Source organism: Phenylobacterium sp. VNQ135 (assembly GCF_049445735.1).
GTDB lineage: Bacteria > Pseudomonadota > Alphaproteobacteria > Caulobacterales > Caulobacteraceae > Phenylobacterium.
In genome coordinates this window covers 21273-45980 of record NZ_JBMSDS010000004.1, presented here as the reverse complement: position 1 = coordinate 45980, position 24708 = coordinate 21273, and the positions used below count along the sequence as shown (strand labels likewise).

General features: G+C 70.8%; 13 protein-coding genes. 5 read left to right on the top strand and 8 right to left on the bottom strand.

Annotation, left to right across the window (positions count from 1 at the left end):
- Window positions 1-5 precede the first annotated feature (5 nt).
- Together ACO2Q0_RS14935 and ACO2Q0_RS14930 are read right to left on the bottom strand one after the other, a co-directional pair.
- A complete protein-coding gene (locus ACO2Q0_RS14935; RefSeq protein ID WP_423352313.1) occupies window positions 6-1025 on the bottom strand; it encodes a hypothetical protein in 1020 nt (339 codons plus the stop codon).
- Entirely contained in the window at window positions 1022-2260 is a 1239-nt protein-coding gene (locus ACO2Q0_RS14930) for a serine hydrolase domain-containing protein (protein WP_423352312.1), read from the bottom strand. The genes ACO2Q0_RS14935 and ACO2Q0_RS14930 overlap by 4 nt, the downstream gene beginning before the upstream one ends.
- A 121-nt stretch (window positions 2261-2381) precedes the next feature.
- On the opposite strand from ACO2Q0_RS14930, the gene ACO2Q0_RS14925 reads away from it, so the two are divergent.
- Window positions 2382-3713, top strand: a complete 1332-nt coding sequence (locus tag ACO2Q0_RS14925) for a dicarboxylate/amino acid:cation symporter (RefSeq protein WP_423352311.1) — start codon at window positions 2382-2384, stop codon at window positions 3711-3713.
- On the opposite strand, the gene ACO2Q0_RS14920 is transcribed toward ACO2Q0_RS14925, so the two are convergent.
- Both ACO2Q0_RS14920 and ACO2Q0_RS14915 read right to left on the bottom strand, forming a co-directional pair.
- A complete protein-coding gene (locus tag ACO2Q0_RS14920) occupies window positions 3710-4147 on the bottom strand; it encodes a response regulator (protein ID WP_423352310.1) in 438 nt (145 codons plus the stop codon). The two genes, ACO2Q0_RS14925 and ACO2Q0_RS14920, sit on opposite strands and share 4 nt — an antisense overlap.
- 202 nt (window positions 4148-4349) lie before the next feature.
- Window positions 4350-8456 carry a hypothetical protein gene (locus tag ACO2Q0_RS14915; protein WP_423352309.1) on the bottom strand — a complete coding sequence of 1369 codons (4107 nt, stop codon included), beginning with the start codon at window positions 8454-8456 and terminating at the stop codon, window positions 4350-4352.
- A 278-nt stretch (window positions 8457-8734) separates the two neighbouring features.
- On the opposite strand from ACO2Q0_RS14915, the gene ACO2Q0_RS14910 reads away from it, so the two are divergent.
- On the top strand, window positions 8735-9040 hold the full coding sequence (locus ACO2Q0_RS14910) for a hypothetical protein (protein ID WP_423352308.1): 306 nt from the start codon (window positions 8735-8737) through the stop codon (window positions 9038-9040).
- Here ACO2Q0_RS14910 and ACO2Q0_RS14905 read toward each other — a convergent pair.
- Window positions 9032-10150 carry a helix-turn-helix transcriptional regulator gene (locus tag ACO2Q0_RS14905; RefSeq protein WP_423352307.1) on the bottom strand — a complete coding sequence of 373 codons (1119 nt, stop codon included), beginning with the start codon at window positions 10148-10150 and terminating at the stop codon, window positions 9032-9034. The two genes, ACO2Q0_RS14910 and ACO2Q0_RS14905, sit on opposite strands and share 9 nt — an antisense overlap.
- A 218-nt stretch (window positions 10151-10368) precedes the next feature.
- Window positions 10369-10746 (bottom strand): helix-turn-helix transcriptional regulator, encoded by a 378-nt coding sequence (locus ACO2Q0_RS14900; protein ID WP_423352306.1) that lies wholly within the window; start codon window positions 10744-10746, stop codon window positions 10369-10371.
- Between the two features lie 32 nt (window positions 10747-10778).
- Here ACO2Q0_RS14900 and ACO2Q0_RS14895 point away from each other — a divergent pair, with 32 nt between their 5' ends.
- Together ACO2Q0_RS14895 and ACO2Q0_RS14890 are read left to right on the top strand one after the other, a co-directional pair.
- Entirely contained in the window at window positions 10779-11822 is a 1044-nt protein-coding gene (locus ACO2Q0_RS14895) for an alpha/beta hydrolase (protein WP_423352305.1), read from the top strand.
- Window positions 11823-11976: 154 nt separating this feature from the next.
- Window positions 11977-21234, top strand: coding sequence for a hypothetical protein (locus ACO2Q0_RS14890; RefSeq protein ID WP_423352304.1), 9258 nt, complete (start codon window positions 11977-11979; stop codon window positions 21232-21234).
- A gap of 375 nt (window positions 21235-21609) precedes the next feature.
- Here ACO2Q0_RS14890 and ACO2Q0_RS14885 read toward each other — a convergent pair whose 3' ends face one another.
- Together ACO2Q0_RS14885 and ACO2Q0_RS14880 are read right to left on the bottom strand one after the other, a co-directional pair.
- On the bottom strand, window positions 21610-21996 hold the full coding sequence (locus tag ACO2Q0_RS14885; RefSeq protein WP_423352303.1) for a hypothetical protein: 387 nt from the start codon (window positions 21994-21996) through the stop codon (window positions 21610-21612).
- Window positions 21997-22063: 67 nt separating this feature from the next.
- Window positions 22064-23740 (bottom strand): M28 family metallopeptidase, encoded by a 1677-nt coding sequence (locus ACO2Q0_RS14880; RefSeq protein WP_423352302.1) that lies wholly within the window; start codon window positions 23738-23740, stop codon window positions 22064-22066.
- 214 nt (window positions 23741-23954) lie between these two features.
- On the opposite strand from ACO2Q0_RS14880, the gene ACO2Q0_RS14875 reads away from it, so the two are divergent.
- Complete coding sequence (locus tag ACO2Q0_RS14875) at window positions 23955-24692, top strand: hypothetical protein (protein ID WP_423352301.1); 738 nt, start codon at window positions 23955-23957, stop codon at window positions 24690-24692.
- Window positions 24693-24708: the final 16 nt, after the last annotated feature.

Sequence of the window (24708 nt, the reverse complement as noted above, 5' to 3'; positions counted from 1 at the left end):
CGGCCTTACTCGACGATTCCGACTTCCTCGGGCTTGCGGCCCTCGGCCTCGGCGCGGCGGGCGCCGCCGAGGATGCCCGGCAGCGAGTAGTTCCCCTCGTGGCAGGCGTACTCGTACATCGGACCGCGAGCGGCGTTCAGCGGCATCTCGGCGCGCCAGACCTTGGCGTAGACCGCGGGGTCGTCGACGCTGAACTCGTAGAGGATCTGGGTCGGTGAGACGCGCGTGAACCGCTCCGTCACGCGGGCCTGGGGCGAGAGGTACAGGCTGGCGCCGAAGTAGGGCCTGAGCGACTCGCCTGGATTGAAGTTGCGGGTCTCGACGACGAGGGTGTCGCCTTCCCAGCGGCCGATGGACCAGCCCATCCACGGCGTGCCGGGCGGCGCCTTCGAGGGCTTCAGCGGGATCACGCGGGCGTCGTGGTTCATCTCGACGATGATGACCACGTGATCGGGCGTCTGCTGGACCTGGTAGTGGTTGTTGTAGAGCACGTTCAGCATCGGCGGGCCGGCCGTGGAGCCGAAGCCCAGGATGCAGCGCTCGCCCAGCGGCCGGGCCTCGGGCCCGTCGAAGGTGGTGCGGGCCTTCTGCAGGGTGGTCTCGTAGAGCCGCCGGCCCTCCGGCGTGTAGGGCAGCCGGCCGTCGGCGGGATCGATCAGCCAGGACGAGCGCGGCTCGCCGCGGATGCGGCCGACGGCCGTGCCGGGATCGACCCAGAAGCTGTTGTAGCCGCCGGGATCGTCGCCGGACCTGGGGGCGCCGGCGCTCGGATCGGACGGGCGGTTCTGGGCCTCGCTGGCCCGGGCGCGCATCTGCTCGAGCGCCTTGGCCTGCTCTTCGGAGACCACGAGGGACTTGAACTGCGGCGGCCGCTCCAGGCTGGTGAGGGAGGCGTTGGTCCAGACGCCCTGCAGGTCGGGCGCGCCCCAGGCGGTGCGGGGCGACTTGTAGGGCTCGCCGGTTCCTTGGGCCGCGGCGGCGCCGGCGAGGGTCGCCAGGGCGACGGCGAGGGCGGCGAGCTTCACGCGCGGGCCTCCTGCAGGGCGGCGTAGACGAGCTTGGCCGACTCGCCGCGGAGGTCGGGGGTGCCCGCGCCAGGGACCGATCCGCGCAGGTTCTGGATCATGCCGACGAAGATCACGTCGTTGGCGGGGTCGATCCAGAACCAGGTGCCGAAGGCGCCGCCCCACCAGTAGCTGTCGAGGCCCTGGGGCAGGCCGCTTTCGGCGGGCCGCCTATGGACCGCGAAGTCCATGCCGAAGCCGATACCCTTCTGGACCGGGCCGTAGAGGTCGACGCCGACGCCGGGCTGGAGCACGTCGGCGCGCATCAGCCTGACCGTCTCGGGCTTGAGGATGCGCGCGCCGTCCAGCTCGCCCCCGTTCAGCAGGGCCTGGCAGAAGCGGAAGTAGTCCTCGGCCGTGGAGAAGAGGCCGCCGCCGCCGGCCAGGAAGCGCGGCTTCTCGGTGCGGACCGACGGGTCGTTGGTGGCGACGATGTTCCCGGCCGCGTCGTAGGTGTGGACCTGGACCACCCGCGCCGCCTTGGCCGGCGCGACCCAGAACTGGGTGTCCGGCATCTTCAGCGGGTCGAAGATGTGGCGCTGCATGTAGTCGGCGAGGTCGAGTCCCGAGAGCTTCTGGACGACGTAGCCCTGGAGATCCACGGCGGGGCCGTAGGCCCAGTCCGTTCCGGGCTGGCTGGCGAGCGGCAGCCTGGCCAGCTTGTCGACCATGCCCTGGAGGTCGGTCTCGCGGAGATCGTCCTTCTCGTAGAGGGCGCTGACCCCGAAGCCGGCGGTATGGCTCATGAGCTGGGCCATGGTCATCGGTCTGGCCTGGTCGACGAGGCCGGCGTCGGTCTTCACCTTCAGGCCGGCGAACTCCGGGATGTGCTTCGCCACCGGATCGTCCAGCTTCCAGAGGCCCTTCTCGTAGAGCTGCATCATGGCCACGCCGGTGATCGGCTTGGTCATGGAGGCGATGCGGAAGATGGCGTCGGTCTTCAGCGGGGCCGGCTGGGCGGCGCTGGCGCGGCCGTAGGCGTCGAGGTTCACCACCTTGCCCTTGCGGGCCAGCAGGGTGACGACGCCGGCGAGCTTCTTCTGGTCGACGAGGCCGTGGAAGTGGGCGTTCAGCGCGGCGACGCCCGCCGGCGAGACGCCGACCGACGCGGGCGGCTGGACGGCGATCCTCGCCAGGGCGGGAGACGCGGCGAACGCCGCGCCGGCGGCCAGAAGGCCGCGTCGGCTGAAGGTCATGTGGTCCTCCCCGGAACCTGTTCTCGTTGCCGGCAGGATTCCCGATCTTCGAACTTTCGGCGACTCATTTCAGCGCCGTCACGGTTCGGCTAAGGTCGGAGCGTTTTATGCGGGGGATCCATTGGCGAGAGCACCTGAGGCCGTGGCGGCGGCGCCGAAGCGCACGCCGTTCTGGGCGCATCTCTATGTGCAGGTGCTGGCGGCCATCGTGATGGGTGCGGCCATCGGCCATTTCTGGCCCGAGATCGGCGAGAGCCTGAAGCCGCTGGGCGACGCCTTCATCAAGCTGGTGAAGATGATCATCGCGCCGGTCATCTTCCTGACCGTGACGACCGGCATCGCGGGCATGCGCGACCTCGGCAAGGTCGGCGGCGTCGCGGCCAAGGCGTTCGGCTACTTCATCGCGGTGTCCAGCTTCGCCCTGGTGGTCGGGCTGATCGTCGCCAACGTGGTGCGGCCGGGCGCGGGCATGGGCGTGGATCCCGCGAGCCTCGACGCCAAGGCGGTCGCCGACTACGCGGCCAAGTCGCACGACCTGACGATCAAGGGCTTCCTCCTCGACATCATACCGGACACGGTCGTGGGCGCCTTCGCCAGCGGCAACATCCTGCAGGTGCTGTTCTTCGCGATCCCGTTCGGGGTGGCCCTGACGATGGTGGGCGAACGCGGCGAGCCGCTGCTGCGCGTGCTGAACGCCGCGGCCGAGGCGTTCTTCAGGCTGGTGGCGATCTTCATGCGCGCCGCGCCCATCGGGGCGTTCGGGGCCTTCGCCTTCACCATCGGCAAGTACGGCATCGGGAGCGTGCTGAGCCTGGCGGCGCTGGTGGGCACCTTCTACGCCACCTCGGCGCTGTTCGTGCTGGTGGTGCTGGGGGCGATCGCCCGGCTGAACGGCTTCTCGATCCTGAAGCTCATCCGCTACCTGAAGGAGGAGCTGCTGCTGGTGCTGGGGACCTCGTCCTCGGAGGCGGCGCTGCCGTCGCTGCTCGAGAAGATGGAGCGGGCGGGCGCTCCGAAGGCGGTGGTCGGGCTGGTGGTGCCGACAGGCTACAGCTTCAACCTCGACGGCACGAACATCTACATGACGCTGGCGGCGCTGTTCATCGCCCAGGCCCTGGGGATCGATCTGACCTTGCCGCAGCAGCTGCTGCTGCTGGCGGTGGCCATGCTGAGCTCGAAGGGCGCGGCAGGCGTCACGGGAGCAGGCTTCATCACGCTCGCCGCAACGCTGTCGGTGGTGCCCAGCGTGCCGGTGGCCGGCATGGCGCTGATCCTGGGCGTCGACCGGTTCATGAGCGAGTGCCGGGCGCTGACCAACTTCATCGGCAATGCGGTGGCCACGCTGGTCGTCAGCCGGTGGGAGGGACAGCTCGACCGGGCGGCGCTGGATCGGGCGCTGGACGCCGGCGCGCAGCCGATCGCGGCCGATCCGGTCGAGGCCGACGCGGACTAGCCGACGCGGGAGAGGCGGCGCCCGGGCGTCACGCCAGAGGCGGCGCGGTGGATCGAGGCCATGAGCCCCGAGACCAGGATCGGCTTGGAGACGAAGTCGTCGAAGCCCAGGGCGGCGTATTCCTGAGGCCGGCGCGACAGCACGTCGGCGGTGAGCGCGATGACCGGGGTGTTGCGCGCCGGGCCCAGCGAGGCGCGCAGGCGCTCGACGACCTCGATGCCGGTCATGCCGGGCATGTGGACGTCCATGAGCACGACGTCGAACACCTCGGTGCTGAGATGCTCCAGCGCCTCCTGGCCCGAGCAGGCCATGACCCCGGCATGGCCGAAGGCGGTGAGGATCTCCTGCACGACGCGCAGGTTCATGGGATCGTCGTCGACGTGGAGGACCCGGAGGGGCCGTCCGTTCGCGCATTCGGCGCTGGCGCTGGTCACAGCGAACACTCCATCGGGACCGCGCCCGATTGAGGCCAAAAGGTGGCGCACAGAAGCTAAGGTAACACTGACGGACGTGGCTAATCGCCGTTAAGGACGCTGAACCTGAGTGACGCGGCCGACATTGGCGTGATGTCGGCCGATGCGCGCCAGTGTTCGTCGCCCATCGCCAGTCGAAGCCAAGTGGGCGAGGGTTAAGCGGCTAGAAGATCCACCCCGGTGTCAGGCTGGAGAGCTGTACCCCCTGCAGCACCATCTGTCCGCCCCCGGTCATGCTGATCACGACGTCGGCGCCGACCTGGGCGAAGCTGTACTCCGTACCCGGCAGGACGTTGACGCGGTCGCCCTCCGCGGCGTGGAAGTCGGTGACCATGTCGACCCCTGCGTCGCCCCAGGTGTGGAAGACGTCGGCCCCCGAGCCGCCGGAGAGGGTGTCGGAGCCGCGGTCGCCGGCCAGCCAGTCGTCGCCGGCGCCGCCCGAGACGCTGTCGTCGCCCTGGCCGCCGCGGGCCACGTCGTCGCCCTCGCCGGCGAAGATGCGATCCTCGCCCAGATTGCCCAGGCAGACGTCGGCGCCCTCGTCGCCGAAGAGGACGTCCTGGCCCTGGCCGCCGACCACCCAGTCGCCGCCGCCGCCGCCGCGGACCGTATCGTCGCCGACGTTGCCGTGCAGATCGTCGAAGCCGGAGCCGCCCGTCAGGACGTCGCGTCCGTCGCCGCCGCGCAGGTGGTTGTCGCCTGGCCCGCCCGCGAGCTCGTCGTCGCCGGCCCCGCCGAACAGGCTGTCGTCGCCGTCGCCGCCGGAGAGCGTGTCGGGCATGTAGCTGCCGGTGACGTGGTCGTTCCCGGCGCCGCCGTCATAGGCGCGCACCGTCGTGTCGAGGAGGATCGTGTCGTCGCCCGCGGTGCCGGTCGGCGGCGGCGGGGGCGGCTCGGACGGACCCGGGTCGGCCGGCGGCGCGGCGGTGACGTTCACCGTGACGGTGTTCGCGCTGGCGTCGATCGCGCCGCCGCTGTCCTGAACCTGGAAGGTGAAGCTGGCGAAGGCGTTCTGGGCCGCGACGGCGCCGGGAGCGTAGACGAGCTGGCCGGCGCCGATGGCCGCCAGGCTCACGCTCTGGCCGGCGGTGACGGCGACGCCGTTCAGCGTCAGGGCGCCGGCGGCGGGCAGGGTGGTGATGGTCACCGCCGCCAGGGCGTGGCCGTCCACGTCGGTGAAGCCGAAGTCGGCGGCGGTGAAGGCTCTGGCCGCGCCCGCCTGGACATTGAGCGTCGCATCCGCGCCGGACGGGGCGTCGTTGACCGGCGCGACCGTCACCGTCTGTGTGGCGGCGCTCGAACTGGCCGCGCCGTCGTTGACCACGAAGCTGACGGTCCGGGACGCGGTGTTCGGCGCGTCCGAGCTGTTGGAATAGGCCACCGTGCGCAGGGCCGCCTGGTACTGGGCGACCGTGGCCGATCCGGTGAGCGTCAGCACCCCCGTGCCGGCGTTGTAGCTGCCGGTGATGCCGTTCTGGTTGATGAAGGTCAGCGCGTCCTCGGCCGCGTTGAAGTTCGCGGTGATGGAGACGGTGGCCGACGACAGGGTCGCGTGATCGCCGTCGACGACCGTGAGGGCCGATGCGACCGCAGAGGCCGCGCCTTCGGTATAGGCGGTCGTCCCGCCGGCGCCGCTGAGCACGGGCGCGTCGTTCACGGCCGCGACCGTGACGCTGACGCCCGTCGCGCCGGTGTTATTGGCCAGGGTGTCCTGGACGTAGAACTGGAACTCCCGCGGCGTGGTGTTCGGCGCGTCGGACGTGTTGTTGTAGGTCACCGCCCGCAGCGCCGCGGTCCACTGGGCGATGGTGGCGGTATTGCCTGCGGAGGTCAGCGACAGCAGGCCCGTCGTCGTGTTGAAGCTGGCCGTGATGTTGCCGAACGTGGCCGCGCTGGTGTTGGTGAAGGCCAGCACGTCCTGGCCGGCCACGAACGTGCCGTTCTCGAAGCCGACCTGAGCGCCGGAGAGCGTGGTGTCCGGATCGGTGACCGTGACGCTGGGCTCGATCGCCACGGGGCCGCCGTCCTCGGTGAAGGCGGTCACGCCGCTGACGGTGGTGGCGTACGGGAAGTCGTTGCCGGGGGTGACGTGGACGGTCTTCGTGCCGGCCGTTCCGCCAAGGGAGAAGCTGACGACGCGGTCGGCGGCTGTCGGCGTGTCGGTGCTGTTGGCGTAGGTGACCGCCTGGAACGCCGCTTCCCACTGAGACAGGGTGGCCGTGCCGCCGGCCGAGGTGAGGGTCAGCACGCCTGTGGTGGCGTTGTAGGCGCCGGTGATGTTCCCCATTGTTCCGGCATTGGCCGTGAAGCCCAGAACGTCGGCGCCGGCCTGGAAGCCGGAGGTGATCGACACCGTGCCCGTGGCGACGGTGCTCGCCGCGTCCGGGTCGGCGATGCTGATGGCCTGCGCGATCTGGACCGGGCCGGAGCCCGCGGTCTGATCGTCCTGCTCGACGAACGTCCGCTCGCCGTCCGCCCCGCTGACGGCGACCGTCGGCGCGTCGTCGTCGCCGCCGACGAAGAGGTCCTGATTGGCGACGTTGCTGGTCCCCGCGCCGTCGCTGACCTGGAAGCTGATCGTCCGGTTGGTCGTGGTGTAGGGCGCGTCCGAGGTGTTGGCGTACGTCACCGCGCGCAGGGCGGCCTGCCACTGGGCGAGCGTCGCCGTCGCGCCGGCGGAGGTGAGGCTGAGCACGCCGGCGCCGGCGTCGTAGCTGGCGGCGATGTTTCCGAAGGTGGCGGTACTGGAGTTGTTGAAAGCCAGGACATCCTGGCCGGCCTGGAACGCGCCGGAGATGGACACCGTGGCGCTGGCGAGGGTGGCGCTGTCGTCGTCGCTGAGCGTGAGGTTCGGCGAGACCGCGACGGTCGCCGTGACGCCGCCGATGCCCTCTTGATAGAGCGTCGTGCCGGCGATCCCCGCGATGGCCGGATTGTCGGTGACGGCGAGGAACTGCCCCCTCAACGCGAGGCCGCTGGTGTCGCCGCCGGTGGCGCTCTCGTCGCGGAAGACGACCAGGAACGTCCCGTCATCCAGCGCGATCGGAACCGCCTCGCTCTGGTGGCCGGTCGTGGTGGTGTTGACCGAGAACTTCTGCGAAATGGCCTCGCCGCTGGTGTTGAAGAGCTGGCCGCGGACTCCGTGGCCGTCGGCTTCGGGCTCCGCCCATGTGACGAGAATCTCGCCGGCCGCGGTGGCCGTCACGGACGGCGTGCCGGCGTTCGCGCCGAAAGAGACCTCGGAACCTACCTTGGACCCCGTGGAGCTGATCACCTGGAACTTGGCGCCCGTCATGCTGCCGAAGCCGACAGCGAAGCCGCCGCCGGGCAAGGCGACGACTTCATCGGAGCTCAGGCCGTAGGACACCAGCTGATTGCTCAAGGTGGTGGTATTGACGGTGATGTCGCCGGTGACCGGCGTGCCGTCGGCGGCGAAGATCCGCGCCTGCACGGCAAAGCCGCTGCCATCGGCCACGCCGCTTTCGTCGGTCCAGACGACGACGAAGTTGCCGTTGGTCAGGGGCTCGATCGTGTACCGGTTCTGGCGGCCGGCCACGAGGACGTTGGCGATGGTGTCGGCGCTGACGGCCACGCCGGCGTCGGTGTAGACGCGGAAGTGGACGTCAAAGTCGGAGCCGGCGTCCGGCACATACATCCAGGCCACGACATAGCCGCCGCCCGTCAGCGCGATGATCTCGGAGTTCTGGGCGCCTTCGTCGACCCCGCCGATGTCGGCGTGGGTCATGACCTCGCCGCTGACCGCGACGCCATCGGCGTCATAGGCGCGGGTAAATGTATGGATCGAATTCGAACCGATCAGCTTGCTGTAGGAGAAGGCGAAGCCGCCGCTGGACAGCGCCGCGACATCGAAGCTGAAGCCCTGATTGCCCGTATGGATCAGAGTCTCCGCGCCGACCTTGGCGCCGTTGGCGTCGAAGCGCTGGAAGTAGACTTGGTCGCTGGAGTCGTTGTCGAGCCAGGCGACCACGAAGCCGCCGCCGGTGAGCGCGACGATCTGGGGGGCCATCTGATCGCCGGAGGTGGTGGTGTTCACGAGGAACTCGCCGCCGACGGCCGCGCCTGACGCCGAGTAGATCTGCGCCTTCACGCCGATGCCGCTGTCGCCGGTCGCGCCGCCGACGCCGGAGCTCTGGTCGGTCCAAGCGACCACGATGGCGCCGTTCGTCAGTTGGGCCATAACGGCGCCGTACTGGTGGCTGGCCGTCGCCGTGTTGACGAGGAATTCCGAACCGGCTGCAACGAGACCCATGACGCCTACCCCAAACTGAAGAGGGGGCGACTAAGAGGGCCTCCAGGAAGGGGCCGCCTCCCCCATTCGGGGGACAGGACGCGATGTCGCGCAAGTGCGCGTCCCTGCGCGCGAAGCTTTTGATTGTTTTTGGTTTCGCCCCGAAGAACATGCGCCGCTCGAGAGAACGGGGTTCCCCAAACTCGGCTTCCGGTCACGGTGGGGGCGAGGAGCGCCGACCGGGGCGGCTGCGGTAATCGCGACCTTGCGGCGGAGCCGGGCTCCGCTATCTGGGGCCGATGCAGGACGCTTACGCCAAGACGGTGACCACGGGCTGGCTCGTGGGGGTGATGCTCGAGGTCGAGGGCGAGCCCAAGCCCCTGCGCCACTACTATGCGGTCGGCCACGCCGATCAGGGGCGCGCCGAGTGGACGGCGGTCGACCGCGCCATCATGAGCGGCAAGGTGGCGACCAGCCCGATCGGCGGCATCGAGCCCGTCCAGGCGCTGAAGGCGCTGAGCGCGTGGCGGATGAAGGTGCTGGGCCTGGCCCTGGGCGAAGTGCGCGAGCTGGGTCCGAACCACCCCAGGCGCTGGCTAGCGTAGCCGGTTCAGCTTGGCGTTGAGTTCGGTGGTTTTGCTGACGCCGAGCTTGCCGAACAGGCTCTTCACCTGGCTGCGGACCGTTTCGACCGAGACGCCGCGGCCCTCGGCGATGGCCTCGCGGCTGTCGCCGTCCAGCAGACGAAGGGCCACGTCGGCCTCGGACTGGGTGAGCCCGAACGCGACGCGCAGCACGTCGGCGAAGCGGCCGTCGCCGTCGCGCCCGCCGCGCACCACCACCAGGGCCCGCGGCTCGAAGCCGAAGGCGAACGGGCGGCGCGGCAGCGGCATGACGTCGACGACCTCGACCTGGGCCATGAGCGCCGGATCGCGCAGCACGAAGGTCTCGAAGCGCTCGCCCGCCCGGGGATCGCCCGGTCCGACGGCGCGGCGGACGGCGGTGTCCAGGAGCCGGGCGTCCGCGTCGTGCGCGGCGGCCAGCCGCCCGCCCCGCAGGCGGATGAGGCCGCGCGACAGCACCGCCTCGGCGGCGGGCGTGTTCGCGCACACCCGGCCGGTCCCGTCGCAGACGAAGGCGGCGATCCCCACCGCTTCCAGCGCCCCGCCGACCAGGGCGGCGCCCTGGCCCTCGAGGGCCAGCTGGGTGCGGACGGCGGCGCGGACCTGCGGCGCCAGGGCCTCGAAGGCTGCGCGGTCGGCGGCCTCGGGCCGGCCCTGGCGCTCGGTGCGCAGGACGGCGAGGCCGATCAGCATGCCGTCGTTGCGCAACAGGGTGGTCTGGCTGCCGAACGGAATGTCCCAGCGCCGGCAGACGTCCGCGTAGGCGAAGTTGCGGCGCAGCTCCTCGTCGGTGGAACACGCCGCGTCGTGCCAGGCGGCGAGCAGCGGATCGCGGATGCCGCGGGCGACGCGCGGGTTGAAACGCGGGTCGCCGCCCTCGACGGCGACGAGCTCGGCGTTGATCGCCTCCAGGTCGACGCGGCTCATCCAGTTGAACGGCAGGGCGCGGTCGGCGCCGACGCCGATCAGCTCGCCCCGGTCCGCGCCGCAGGCGTCGCCCAGGGCCTCCAGCGCCCGAAGCCAGTCGCCGCCCAGCGCCGCGGCGCCGAGTTCGTCGGCGACGTCCAGCCAGTGCTCATCGTTGAGGATCACGGCCGGCGGGCGACCCGCGGCGTCCGCTCAGCAGTCGCACGAAAACAGACGCACAACCCACGCCCGAATACACGGACGGTACGCAACCGATACATGTGCCTTTGCCCCCAAAGCGAGAGCACACTGTTCGACGACTAAGGCGCCGTCAACGTCGCCCTTCACCTTTTCGGGGGAGGCGCGCGCATTCCGGCGCGCGCAGGTTGCAGCTGATGAATTCTTCAGCGACCCGGCAGAAGACCGCGCAGTTCCGCCTGCCGCCGCACGCCGGTCTTGGCGAAGATCGACTTCAGGTGCGTGCGCACGGTGCTTTCGGCGACCTCAAGGGCCGCGGCGCAGCTCTGCACCGAGCCGCCATCCACCAGATGCAGGACGATCCGGGTCTCCTGGGGCGACAGCTGGTGGGTGTCGCGCAGGTAGGTCTCGCGCGCGCCGGCCGAACGCTCCAGCGCCGCGCCGAGGGCGCGGGCGACGTCCCGGACCATGGGGTTGCCGGAGTCGTAGGCGGCCTTCAGACGCGTCATGATGCTGGGATAGAGCTTGGCGTAGGCGGCGGCCGGCTTCACCAGACGCTGGTCGAACGCATCGTCGTCTTTCATGCTCAAGCCTTGAGTTCTGGTTGGGGTCAGTAATGAGCGTTGCGTATGGCGTTGACCAGCCGGTCGCCGGCCGGCTGGAGGTGCAGACGATGGACGGGGCCGCCGGCCGGTCCCTGAAGTCGCTGGGCCGGAGGCTGGTGAACCGGACCATGCAGTGGCTGGTCACGCGCTCCATGCGCCAGGCGGTGGTGGCCGACCGGCAGGGGCGCGAGGCGCTGCTGGCCTATGTGGCGCGGCAGCGGCGCCTGCACGAACGGACGGATGCGCCCATCCTGCCGATGATGGAGGCCGAGGCCGTGCGGGTGGCGGGACCCGGCGTGCTGTCCTCGCCGCCGGCGCCGTCGGAATGGTTCGCGCCCAAGGCCAGCAAGCCGCGCGGCTACGTCTTCTACGTGCACGGCGGCTCGTTCGTGGCCGAACGCAGCCCAAGGATCACCCAGCTCGTGGCCCGCTTCGCGGCGACGGCGGAGGCGCAGGTGTTCGCGCCGAGCTACCGCCTGGCGCCGGAGCATCCGTGCCCGGCGGCCGTGGACGACATCGTCGCGGCCTGGGCCTGGTTCCGCGAGACCTATCCGGACGAGCCGGTGGTGGCGCTGGCGGAGTCGGCCGGGACGGCGATCCTGCTGGCGGCGCTGCAGCAGGCGAGCGCCCGCGGCCTGGGACTGCCGCACGGCATCGTGCTGCTGTCGCCGTGGGTGGACCTGTCGCTCCAGAGCTGGAGCGTGACGGCCGCCTCGCTGATGGGGACGACGCCGTACACAATGGAGAGCCTGGCGCTGGTCTCGCGGTTCTACCTGAACGGGATCTCGGCCACCGATCCGATCGCCTCGCCGCTGTTCGGCTCGTTCGACGGCTTCCCGCCGATGCTGATCCACGCCAGCAAGGGCGACATCCTCTACGACGATGCGGTGCGCCTGGCGGAAAAGGTGCGCGACGCCGGCGGCGACCTGACCGTCCGTCTGTGGACGGAGGAAACCCACGTCTGGGAGCGGATGGGCACGCCCAAGGCCAAGCAGTCGATCCTGCTGGCCGCCGACTTCATCCGTCGCCGCCTGGACGGCGCGGCGCTGAACTGACGCATCTCCCCCAAATGGGGGAAGCGAGCCCTGCAACCTCTCAATAGCGTGAGCCCCAAGGGGGAGAGTTTCGTCCGCAAGAACGGCGTTCTCTCAATAACTTGCGCGTGCGGGACTGATCTTCCGTGCGCCGCAACCAGCATTGGTGGGGCACATGGCGCTGATCAACGGTACGACCGACGCGGAAACTCTGAACGGCGGGGCGGAAGACGACACGATCAACGCCGATGCCGGCAACGATACCGTCAATGGCGGCGAAGGTAACGACAGCATCTCGGGCGGCGCCGGCAACGATTCCCTCCGGGGCGACGACGGCGACGACACGCTGCTCGGCGAGGGCGACAACGATCTGCTCACCGGGGGGAACGGCAACGACTCGCTCGACGGCGGGGCGGGCCTTGACCGGGTGTCCTACGCCACCGCCGGCGCGGGCGTTTCGGTCAGCCTCGCGGCCGGACCGCAGAACACGCTCGGCCATGGCACGGACACGCTGGTCAGCATCGAGCACATCACCGGCTCGAACCAAAACGACACCCTGACGGGCGATGGCCAGGCCAACTGGCTGTGGGGCCTGGGCGGCTCGGACAGCCTAACCGCGGGCGGCGGAGACGACCTCGTCCAGGTGGGGCAGGGTGACCACACCGCGGCGGGCGACGCCGGGACCGATACGCTGTCGTTCAACAGCGTCACCCTGACCGCTCCGGTGAACGTGTCCCTGGCGCTGCAGGGCGGCAGCCAGAACACCGGCCAGGGGAGTATGACCCTCACCGGCTTCGAGAACATCTCGGGCACGATGTGGGGCCGCGACACGCTGACGGGCGACGCGAACGACAATGTGCTGGCCGGCTGGGGCGGGTCGGACAGCCTGTCCGGCGGCGACGGGAACGACCGGCTGCTTGGGGACGGCGCAGTCTATGCGCTAACCGACGGCACGTTCGCGACCGTCGACGACGACGGCCAGGTTCCCGACCCCGACCCGTACTTCCTCGTCGAGTACAACGACACCCTCGTCGGCGGGAACGGCGCCGACACCCTGATCGGCGGCGACGGGAACGACCGTCTGGTGAGCGGCGTGGGCGCCGACAGCCTGGTCGGCGGGGCGGGCGAGGACACCGCCGACTTCACCGGCTCGACCAGTGCGGTGGAGGTCGACCTGGCGGCCGGTACGGTTCGGCTGTGGAACGGCTCGGGCTGGACGGCGAGCGGCTCGATCGCCGGCGTGGAGCACGTCGTCAGCGCCGACAACTACTACGACGTCCTGGTCGGCAACGACGCGGCGAACCTGCTGGATGGCGGCGGCGGCCACGACGTGCTGCGCGGCGGCAATGGCGCGGACACGCTGAACGGCGGCACCGGCGACGACTACATGGTCGGCGGCGCCGGGAACGACTCCCTGACCGGGGGCTCGGGCTTCGACCGCGCCGGCTACTATCCGAATGCGACGGGCGGGGTGAACGTCGACCTGGTGGCGGGGACCGCCACCGGCCAGGGCGAAGACACCCTGAGCGGCATCGAGCACGTCACGGGGACGACGTTCAGCGACACCCTCGTCGGGAACGACGCCGACAACTGGCTGTACGGCAGCACGGGCGGCGACTCGATCAGCGGCGGCAACGGCAATGACCTGATCGAGATCGGGAACGGCAGCCACACCGTCTCCGGCGGCGCCGGGATCGACACGCTGTCCTTCCTCGGCAACTCGAGCGAGACCGCGAACGGCGTCAACTTCTCGCTGCTGGAACAGGGCGGCCCCAAGACGAGCGGCGCCGTGACCGTCACGGCCGACGGCTTCGAGAACCTGTCCGGCTCGGTCCACGGCGACACCCTGACGGGCGACGCCAGCGCCAACGTGCTGGCGGGCTACGCGGGCAACGACTCGCTGAGCGGCGGCGACGGCAATGACGTGCTGCTGGGCGACGGCGTGGCGACGATCGACTCCGAGCTCGGCACGACGGGCCCGATCGACATCTTCGACAACGACAGCAACGGCGCCGATACCATCTCGGGCGGCAACGGCGCCGACGACATCCTGGGCGGCGACGGCTCCGACTCGCTGATGGGCGACGCGGGCGACGACACGATGTCGGGCGGCGTCGGCAATGACACCCTGGTCGGCGGCGGCGGCAACGACATCCTGGAAGGCGACGAGGGCGACGACAGCCTGCAGTCGATCGGCAGCCTCGGCGCCGACACCCTGCTGGGCGGAGACGGCAACGACACCCTGATCGCGCTCAACATGACGTCGGGCGCCTCGACCCTGTTCGGCACGTTCGTCGGGAACGTCTTCGACGGCGGCGCGGGCGTCGACTACCTGGGCGTGGGCGGCGCCGTGAACTTCCAGGGCTCGCTGGAAGACATGGACGGGATCTCGTTCATCGCGCCGTTCAACAACGGCACGGTGGTGATCGGTCCGGCCTCGCTGACGATGGCGTCGAGCGAGTTCGACTTCAACTTCAACGGCACGGGCGTGACCGTTCGCGGCACGGGCGCCCTCAACATCATCATGACGCCGGCCGAGGCCTTCGACCTGTCGGGCCTGTTCCTGGAGAGCGGCGCCGACGTCGAGATCTACATCCAGGGCGCCAACGGCGCCGACACGATCACCGGCAGCGACTACGCGGACGAGATCGCGACCATGACCGGCGCGGACTCCATCGTGGCCGGGGACGGCGACGACAACGTGCTGGTCAAGCAGGCGGCGAGCGACACCGCGACGGTCACGCTCGGCAGCGGCGCCGACACGCTGGAGATGGCGGGGTCCTTCGCAGGCAAGGTGGTGGTCACCGACTTCGCCACTGGCCCCGGCGGCGACACGGTCGACTTCGAGGACCTGATTGACCAGCACGCGCCCGGCCTGCTGGACGGCGGCGCGAACCCGTTCAGCACCGGCCACCTGCGGCTGTTCCAGAACGGCGCGAACACCGAACTGCAGTTCGACGCGGACGGCGGGGCCAACAACTGGACCGTCATCGCGGTGTTCAACAACACGACGGCGACCAACTTCACCGCCGACAACCTCGACGGCTACAGCCCGGCGGCGCCGAGCACCGTGCCGACCAGCGGGGCGGACAACATCACCGGCACGTCCGGCGCCGACACCATCGATGGCCTTGCGGGCAACGACAGCATCAGCGGCCTGATGGGCGCCGACAGTCTCTCCGGCGGCAATGGGAACGACACCCTGAACGGCGGCGGCGACAACGACACGCTGCTCGGCGGCGCCGGCAACGACCTGATCACCGGCGGCGGCCACAACGACTCCATCGACGGCGGCGACGGGCTGGACATGGTGCTGTTCTCGGGCTCGGCGGGCTTCACCGTCGACCTGTCGAACACCGGCGCCCAGTTCATCAACGCCGACCACGGCACGGATACGATCACGGGTGTGGAGAACGTCGGCGGCGCGTTCGGCAACGACAACATCACCGGCAACTCGGGCGCCAACCTGCTGACGGGCGAGGCGGGGCACGACACCCTCGTGGGCGCCGCGGGCGCAGACACCCTGCTGGGCGGCCTCGGCAACGACAGCCTCTCGGGCGGCAACGACGACGACGCGCTGAACGGCGCGGAGGGCAACGACACGATCGACGGCGGCGCAGGCGTCGACACGGCGGTCTATTCGGGCGCGCAAGCGGACTACACGGTCGTCGTCAACGGCGGCACGGTCACCGTCACCCACAACAACGGCGGCGTCCAAGGCGTCGACACGCTCACCAACGTCGAGCAGCTCAGCTTCTCGGACGGCGTGGTGAGCGCCACGGCGGGCTCGACCACCACGGGAACGGACGGGCCGGATACCCTGACGGGCGGCAACCTCGACGACAACCTGTCGGGCGGCAACGGCAACGACAATCTCTCGGGCGGCGGCGGCCTGGACACGCTGAGCGGCGGCGACGGAGCCGACACCCTGAACGGCGGCGGCGGCAACGACCTCATCGACGGCGGCGCCGGCAACGACATCGTCGTCTTCGGCGGCAACGACCCGCTCACGGTCAACCTGTCGAACACCGGCGCGCAGTTCATCAACGCCGTGCACGGCACGGACACGATCACCAACGTCGAGAACGTCGGAGGCTCGTTCGGCAACGACACGCTGACCGGCGACGGCGCGGCCAACCTGCTGACCGGCCAGGCCGGCCACGACAGCCTCTCGGGCGGCGGCGGCGACGACCTGCTGATGGGCGGCGTCGGCAACGACATCCTGGACGGCGGCGGCCAGACGACCGCCGACTTGGCGCTCTACACGGACGCGGCCGGCGGCGTGGTCGTGAGCCTGGCCGCCAGCGGCCAGCAGAACACCGGCGCAGGCGGCTGGGACACGCTGACCAACATCGAAGGCGTGGTCGGCGGCAACTTCGCCGACTTCCTGACCGGCAGCGCGGCGGCCAACACCCTGATCGGTGGGGCGGGCGACGACGACATTCGGACGGGCGGCGGCGCCGACAGCGTCGATGCCGGCGCAGGCTTCGACTTCGTGCTGGCGCAGGGCGCCGGCTCGTCGACCGTGACCCTGGGCGCCGACGCCGACACGCTGAAGCTGGCGCCGGACCTGACCGGCACGGTGACGGTGACCGACTTCGCCGTCGGCGGCGGCGGCGACGAGCTCGACTTCGAGGACTACCTGGCGGCCAAGGCCACCGGCTGGACCGAGGAGCAGAATCCGTTCGGCACCGGACACCTGCGCCTGACGCAGAGCGGTTCGGACACCCTGCTGCAGCTGGACGCCAACGGCGGCGGCGACAGCTGGACGACGATCGTCACCTTCCAGAACACGACGGTCGGCGCGTTCGTCGCGGCCAACCTGGACGGCTTCGATCCCAGCGGCGCGACCGGCCAGACCGGAACGGCGGGCAACGATTCCATTCTGGGCGGGCTCGGCGCCGACACGCTCTCGGGCCTCGGCGGGAACGACACCCTGAGCGGCGGCGAGGCCGCGGACAGCCTGGTCGGCGGCGACGGCGACGACTCGTTCAACGGCGCGAACGGCAACGACACGATGCTGGGCGGCAACGGCGCCGACTTCTTCTACGCCGGGCCTGGCAACGACTCGATCGACGGCGGCGCAGGCTTCGACCGCGCGGCGTTCGACGGCGGCCCGGCGGTGAACGTGGACCTGGCCGTCACGACGGCCCAGGCGACCGGCCAGGGCTCCAAGACCCTCGTCGGCGTGGAAGCCGTCTCCGGCACGAGCGGGAACGACACCCTCGCGGGCGACGGCCAGAACAACTGGCTGTGGGGCCACAACGGGGGCAGCGACAATCTGTCGGGCCGGGACGGCGACGACGCGCTGATGGTCTCGCAGGGCGATCACACCCTGTCGGGCGGCAACGGCTCGGACACCATCGTCCTGGGCTACAGCGCGATCGCGGCCAACGGCGTGTCGATCGACCTTCGGCAGTCGAGCGCGCAGACGACGGGGCAGGGCTCCTGGACCATCACCGGCGTCGAGCACGTCTCGGGCACGGTCTATGGCGACACCCTGGTCGGCGACGATGCGGCTAACACGCTGGCCGGGATGAAGGGCGCGGACGTGCTCTCCGGCGGCAACGGCGCCGACGTCCTGTGGGGCGACGGCCAGATCGGCCCGCTGAACGGCGTGATCACCAGCAGCACTACGCCGTTCGCAGGTTCGCCGTCGGGCGCCGAGGGGAACGACACCCTGACCGGCGGCGCGGGCAACGACACGATCGACGGCGGCGGCGGAACGGACGTGGCGATCTTCGCCGGCGCCCGCTCGGCCTATGCCGTGACGTTCGGGGCCAACGGTACGATCACGGTGAGCGGTCCCGACGGTGTCGACACCCTCACCAACGTCGAGCTGCTGCAGTTCGACGACGGAACGGTCTCGGCCGACGGCGGCGAGAACCTGACGGGCACGTCCAGCCCCGACAGCTGGCAAGGCGGCAGCGGGTCGGACACCTATGCGGGCCTCGGGGGCGCCGACAGCCTCTACGGCGGGAACGGCAACGACAGCATCTCGGCGGGCGACGGCAACGACACCGTCCGCGGGGAAGCCGGCTCCGATACGCTCTCGGGCGGCAACGGCGTGGACCTGCTCACCGGCGGCGCGGGCAACGACAGCATCGACGGCGGCGCGGGCAACGACCGAGCTTCGTACTTCGACGCGACCAACGGCGTGAACGTGAGCCTGGCCACGGCTGGCGCGCAGAACACCGGCTGGGGCACGGACACCCTGACGTCGATCGAGCACCTGACGGGCTCGAACTTCAACGACACGCTGACCGGCGACAACGGCGACAACTGGATCTGGGGCACCGGCGGCGCGGACAGCCTGTCGGGCGGGAACGGCGCCGACCTGCTGACGGTCGGGTTGGGCAACCACACCGTCGCCGGCGGCGACGGCGTCGACACCCTGCTGTTCTACTCCGAGACCCTCTCGCCGAACGGGGCGAGGGTGAGCCTGGCGCTGGCTACAGCGCAGAACACCGGCCAGGGATCGATGACGATCACGGGCGTCGAGAACGTGGTCGGCGCGATGATCGGCGGCGACACCCTGACGGGCGACGCCGGGGCCAACGTCCTCGCCGGCTGGGGCGGCGCGGACAGCCTGTCCGGCGGCGACGGCGCAGACCGGCTGCTGGGGGATGGGGTGATCTTCCCCGATGCGAACGGGGTCATCACGACCCATGACATCGATACCGATCCGGCGATCACCCAGGGCGCAGACATCCTCGATGGCGGCGCCGGCGCGGATACGCTGATCGGCGGCGGCGGCAACGACACCCTGACCGGGGGCGCCGGGGCCGACGTGATCGACGGCGGCGCGGGCATCGACACGGCCGCCTACGCGGACGCGACCTCGGCCGTGACCGTGGACCTGGTCGCCAACACGGCGACCGGCGGCGCGGGCGCCGACACCCTGACCAGCATCGAGAACGTGACCGGCTCCAACTTCGCCGACACGCTCACCGGCTCCACGGCCGCCAACAGGCTGGCCGCGGGCGGCGGCGCCGACACCGTAGCCGGCGGCGACGGCGCGGACACCCTGCTGGGCGAGGCGGGCGCCGACACCCTGCGGGGCGACATCGGCGACGACTCGCTGAGCGGCGGTTCGGAGAACGACCTGCTGATCGGCGGCGACGGCAACGACACCCTGGACGGCGGCGCGGGGACCGACGCGGCGTCGTTCGCCACGGCCGCGGCGGCGGTCAACGCCAACCTGGCGACCGGCACGGTAACCGCGGGCGGCCTGGGGACCGATACCCTGATCAGCATCGAGGGCCTGATCGGCTCGGTGCACAACGACACGCTGATCGGCGACGGCGCCGCCAACGTCCTTGAAGGCGGGGCCGGCGACGACCGGCTGGAAGGCGGCGCCGGCAACGACCTCGCCTCCTATGCGAACGCCAGCGCCGCGGTGAACATCGACCTGGCGCAGACGACGCATACGACCGTCCAGGGAACGGATACCTGGGTCAGCATCGAGGGCGTGATCGGCTCGGCGCACAACGACACGATCACCAGCGCCAACGCGGCGGCGACCATCCAGGGCGGGGCCGGTTCGGACCAGATCCGCATCTCGGTGGCCACCGCTCCGGGGCTCATCACCCTGACCGACTTCCAGACGGGCACGGGTGGCGACGTCCTGGACATCCGGGACTGGCTGGACGCGAACACCAACTGGGACGGCGTCACCAACCCGTTCGAGAGCGGCCACCTGCGCCTGGTGCAGGAGGGCACGGCCACCCTGGTCCAGGTCGACCTGGACAGCGGTGACGACAACTTCGTCACCCTGGTCCGGCTGGAGAACAGCAGCCTGGGCATCAACGCCTCGAACTTCGTCGGCGGGTTCGTCCCTGCGGCCGAGATCAACGGCACCGCGGCTCAGGATAACTTCCAGTGGACGCCCGAGAACTGGACGTCGGGCGACACCCCGGTGACGGTGAACGGCGGCGGCGGCGGCGACGAGATCCGTATCGATGCGCCGCCCCTGAGCTCCTCGGTCGCCGATCCGCAACCTTCCATCAAGGTGGTGGGCAACCAACTGGTCGTGGACCTAGACGGCGACGGTACGGCGGATCTGGCGATCACCAACGTCGCCGAGCTGGTGATCAGCATCATCAAGCTGATCCTGGAGGGCAACTTCAGCGCCACGGGCCTCGCCCAGAACACGATCCACTACGTGGGCGACGTGAACGGCGTGGAGAACAACGTCCTCGACGGCAGCGCGATGACGTCGACGGAGTCGATCGACGCCCAGGGTCTCGCCGGTGAGGACACGCTGATCGGCGCCGGCGGGAACGACAGCCTCTCCGGCGGCGCCGGCAACGACAGCCTGTTCGGCCGGGGCGACAACGACACCCTGACCGGCGGCGGTGGCAACGACATCCTCGACGGCGGCGATGGGCACGCAGACACGGCCGTCTTCACCGGCAATCGCGCGGACTACGCGATCGTCAACGTCAACGGCACTGTGACCGTCACCCACGTCAGCGGCGGCGCCGACGGCGTCGACACCCTGACCAACATCGAGCGGCTGCAGTTCGCCGACCAGCTGACCGATGGGACCGGCGCGGCTCTGGGCGGCGGTGGTGGCGGCGGCGGCGGCGGCGGTGGCGGCGGGACCACCCCGACCTCCGGCGCCGACTCGCTCTACCTCAGCGCGGGCGCCGATACGCTGGAGGCCGGGGACGGCGACGACACCGTCAACGCCAGCGCGGGCGACGACTTCGTTCACGGCAATGCGGGCTCCGACATCCTGGGCGGCGGCGACGGCGCCGACACCCTGCACGGCGGCCAGGGCAACGACGTGGTCAACGGCGACGCTGGGAATGACGTGCTGTCCGGCGACAAGGGCGAGGACTCGGTCTTCGGCGGCGCCGGCGCGGACGTCATCTACGGCGGCGACGGGCGGAACTTCCTGCGCGGCGGCGACGACAACGACGCCATGTACGGCGGCGGCGACTTCGACGACATGCACGGCAACTGGGGCGAGGACACGCTGTACGGCGGCCTCGGCGGCGACTGGGTCGTGGGCGGCCAGGGCTCGGACCGTCTGTTCGGCGAGGACGGCGGCGACGTGGTGCTGGGCAACCTCGCGGACGACTGGGTCGAAGGCGGCGCCGGCGACGACGTCGTGCGCGGCGGCCAAGGCAACGACATGGTCAGCGGTGGCGAGGGTTCGGACTGGCTGGCGGGCGACCGCGGCGAGGACACCCTGACCGGCGGCGCCGGCGCCGACATCTTCCACAGCTGGGGCGATGCGGGCGTAGACCGCGTCCTGGACTTCAACTTCGTGGAAGGCGACCGGGTGAACCTGCTGGGCGGCACGACCTATACGGTCGCCCAGGTGGGAGCGGACACGGTCATCACCATGACCGGCGGGGCCCAGATGACCCTGGTCGGCGTGCAGATGTCGAGCCTGCACGACGGCTGGATCACGGTCGGCTAGGCGGCGGCGCGGCCGGGCTGCCCCGCCCGGCCGCGACCGTCAGAGCGCGCCCAGCAGAACCGCCAGGAGGGCGGCCGCCGAGGCGGTCAGGGCCAGGGTCTCGGGGACGCGGGACCAACGGATCTCGTAGCGAACGCGCATCGGGCACACACAGCGGTTGCGAAGCGTACTCGTCACCCGGGCCATGCGTGCTCGGGGGGAGGGGTGAGACGCGACGGGCGCAAGCGGGGGCGCGCCTGCGGTCCGCGCCCGGGTGACGAGAACCTGTAAAGTTCCTTTGTGTTTAGTTTAAACTGAATATACCGTCAAGCGCGCGCTCCCCGCTCGTATCGAGCGAGGAGCGCATCTGGTCGGAGGCTAGCGGAGGATGCCCGCCTAGCAGGCGTAGCGGCGCTTCACGGTCACGTGGCGGCCGATATAGGGGTCGTAGAACCGCTCCTTGGCGGTGCAGGTGCGATAGCCGTAGCCCGAGCCGTAGCCGGGGGCATAGCCGTAGCCGTACGGGCGATCGTAGCGGTAGTCGTAGCCGTAGCGCGGCGCGTAGTAGCTGTTGCCGTAATAGCCGCGGCTGTTGCCGCCGTTCGAGAGGGCCGCGCCGAGGGCAAGGCCGGCGACGCCGGCCACGATGGCGGCGGCCGCGGCGTCGTTGTCGCCGCGATGGCGATAGTGGCGATAGTCGCGGGCCTGGGCCGGAGCCGCGGTGGCGGCGACGGTCGCCGCGGCGGTGACGGCGGCGACAGAGGCGGTGAGGAACTTACGCATGGGGAGGCCTCCTGATCTTGGAGCCCATGGTCGGTCCCCGCCCCTGAACCGCGGCTGAACGGGTGTTTCAGGGTTTCCGCTGGGATTCCGTACGCTTGCGGATGGCGCCGAGTTCGGAGCCGGCGCTCCACTCCGGCCAGTCGCGCGAGTTGGCGAGCTGCCGGCCGATCTCGTAGGCGAGGTTCACGTCGGCCGCGGCGCCCCGGTAGTCGTGCCATTCTTCCCAGCGGTCGCAGGTCTGATGGTAGCAGCGGGCGGTGAACTCCTCGACCCACTTGTCGCCCTTGGCCCGGCCGCCATCGACGACGTCCGGCCCGCCGGCCAGAGCCATCAGCAGCAGGGTGGGGACCCCGCGGCGGCCGAAGGAGAAGTGGTCGGCGCGATAGTTGAGCGCGCGCTCGGGCCGCGGGTCGGGGGTGACCGTGCGGCCGTGCTTCGCCGCCACCGCCTTGAGCCGGTCCTCGAGCTGGTTCTGGCCGGAGCCGATCAGCACCACGTCGCGGGTCGGGCCCAGCGGATGCAGGGTGTCGTAGGCGATGCTGGCGACCATCCTGCCGGCGGCGTAGGGGCTGGTCTGGGCGAAGTACTCCGAGCCGAGCAGGCCGCGCTCCTCGCCCGTCCAGAGGCCGAAGAGGAGGGTGCGCTCGGGAGGCGGGCCGGCCTTGAAGGCCCGCGCCGTCTCGATCACGCCGCCGACGCCGCTGGCGCTGTCCAGGGCGCCAGGTCGGATGGTGGCGCCTTGCGCGTCGGGGGCGCCGATCCCGTAGGCGTCCCAGTGGGTGGAGTACATGACGGTCTCGTCGGGATGCTTCGTCCCGCGGATCGCGCCGACGACATTGCGGCTGGTGAGCTGCTGCACGCCATTGCGGTAATCGGCGGAGAACGTCGCGCCCTTCAGCTCCACGGGCTTGAAGGCGGCCGTGCGGGCGCGCGCCTTCTCGGCCTCGAAGTCGAGGCCCGCGGCCTTGAAGAGCTCGACGGTCAGCGGCCGCTGGATCCAGCCCTGCAGCAGCAGGCGGGCGGCGGCCGGGTCCTTGCGAACCACGTCGTAGCTCTCGCCGCCGCCGGCGACGACGGTGTTCCAGCCGTAGGCGGCGCCGGCCGTCTCGTGGACGATCAGGGCGCCCAGCGCGCCCTGGCGGACGGCCTCCTCGTACTTGTAGGTCCAGCGGGCGTAGTACGTCGCCGCCCGGCCGCCGAACTTGCCGGCGACGGGCTCGCCCTCCTTCGCCTCGAAGTCGGGGTCGTTGATCAGGATCAGGGCGATCTTGCCCTTGAGGTCCACGCCCTTGAAGTCGTCCCAGCCGCGCTCGGGCGCGGTGACGCCGTAGCCGACGAAGACCAGCGGCGCGTCCTTGATCTGGACGTGCTCGATCGGTCGCTGGGTCTCGATGCGCAGATCGGTCTGGGTCTGCAGGGTCCTGGAAAGGCCCGGCGCCTTCAGGCTGTAGGCCCCGCCGTCCGCCGTCTGGAAGCGGTAGAGCTGGACCGCCTGGACGAAGGTCCCGTCGTCGCCGGCGGGCTCGAGGCCCAGCGCCTGGAACTGCTTCACCAGGTAGTCGATGGTCTTCGCCTCGCCCGGTCCGCCGGGGCCGCGGCCGGCATAGGGCTCGCCGGCCAGTTCGCGGGTGATGTCGGAAATGCGCTGCGCCGAGATCGGTCCGGCGTCCGCGTCGGGCTTCGGCGTCTGGGCGAGGGCGGGACTGGCGGCGAACAGGGCCGCGGCGGCGATAAGCGCTTTCATGGCCGACACGTATAGGCCCGGGCCGCCCCGTGTTTCCACCCGCTCGTCCGCGATTGCGGAACCTCTGAAGATTTTTGCGGTTTTCGCCGCGCCCGGCCGGACCGATCGGCGGTCCGGTGCGTTTACCGGGGGCGCGCGGCGAAGCTCGCGGCGCGCGATGATTTTCGCCTGCCCAGGTTGCGTGGGATTGGCGTGCGGCTTGCGGAGAGACCTCATGAGCGAATTCGACACCACCGGCGACGCGACGGCTGCGGGAGCGGAAGGCTCCGGCCGCAAGGCGCAGGCCAAGGCGGCCATCGGCCAGGCCGGTCAGGCGCTGAAGCAGGAGGCGCAGACCTTCGCCACGGCGGCGCAGGACAAGGCCCGGACCGAGGCCCAGCGCCGGACGGAAACGGCGACCAAGACCCTGGGCGACTTCGCCAACGCCATCCGGCGCGCGGGGGACGAGCTGGCCCAGGCCGACCAGAGCCCGGCGGCGCGGCTGATCGGCCAGGCGGCCGACGGCCTGGAGAACTTCTCCCGCAACCTGGCGGGCAAGCAGCCCGAGGAGCTGCTGGACGCGGTCCGCGACTTCGGCCGTCGCCACCCGGTGGCCTTCATCGGCGGCGCGGTCCTGGCGGGCCTCGCCCTCGGCCGCTTCGTCCGCGCCTCGGAAGACACCGTGGGCATGTCGGGCGGCCTTTCGGGCGAGGTGGGCGGCGGCGCCTATCCGCTGGCCTCCACCGCCTATTCCGGCGCGGCGGGCTCGGACGACCTGGAAGTGGGCGCCGCCGGCGGCCTGGCCAGCGCGCCGACCACGCTCGCGAGCGACGACCTCGCCGCGGCGGGCCTTGGCGTGCAGGGTTCTGACGCCGAGGTGATGGGCGACGGGATGGAAGACCTCACCGCCACCGACGTGGACGAGATGGGCGCTCCGATCGGCGAGAGCTCCACCGGCCGTCAAGGGACCTGACCGGATGGACGACGGC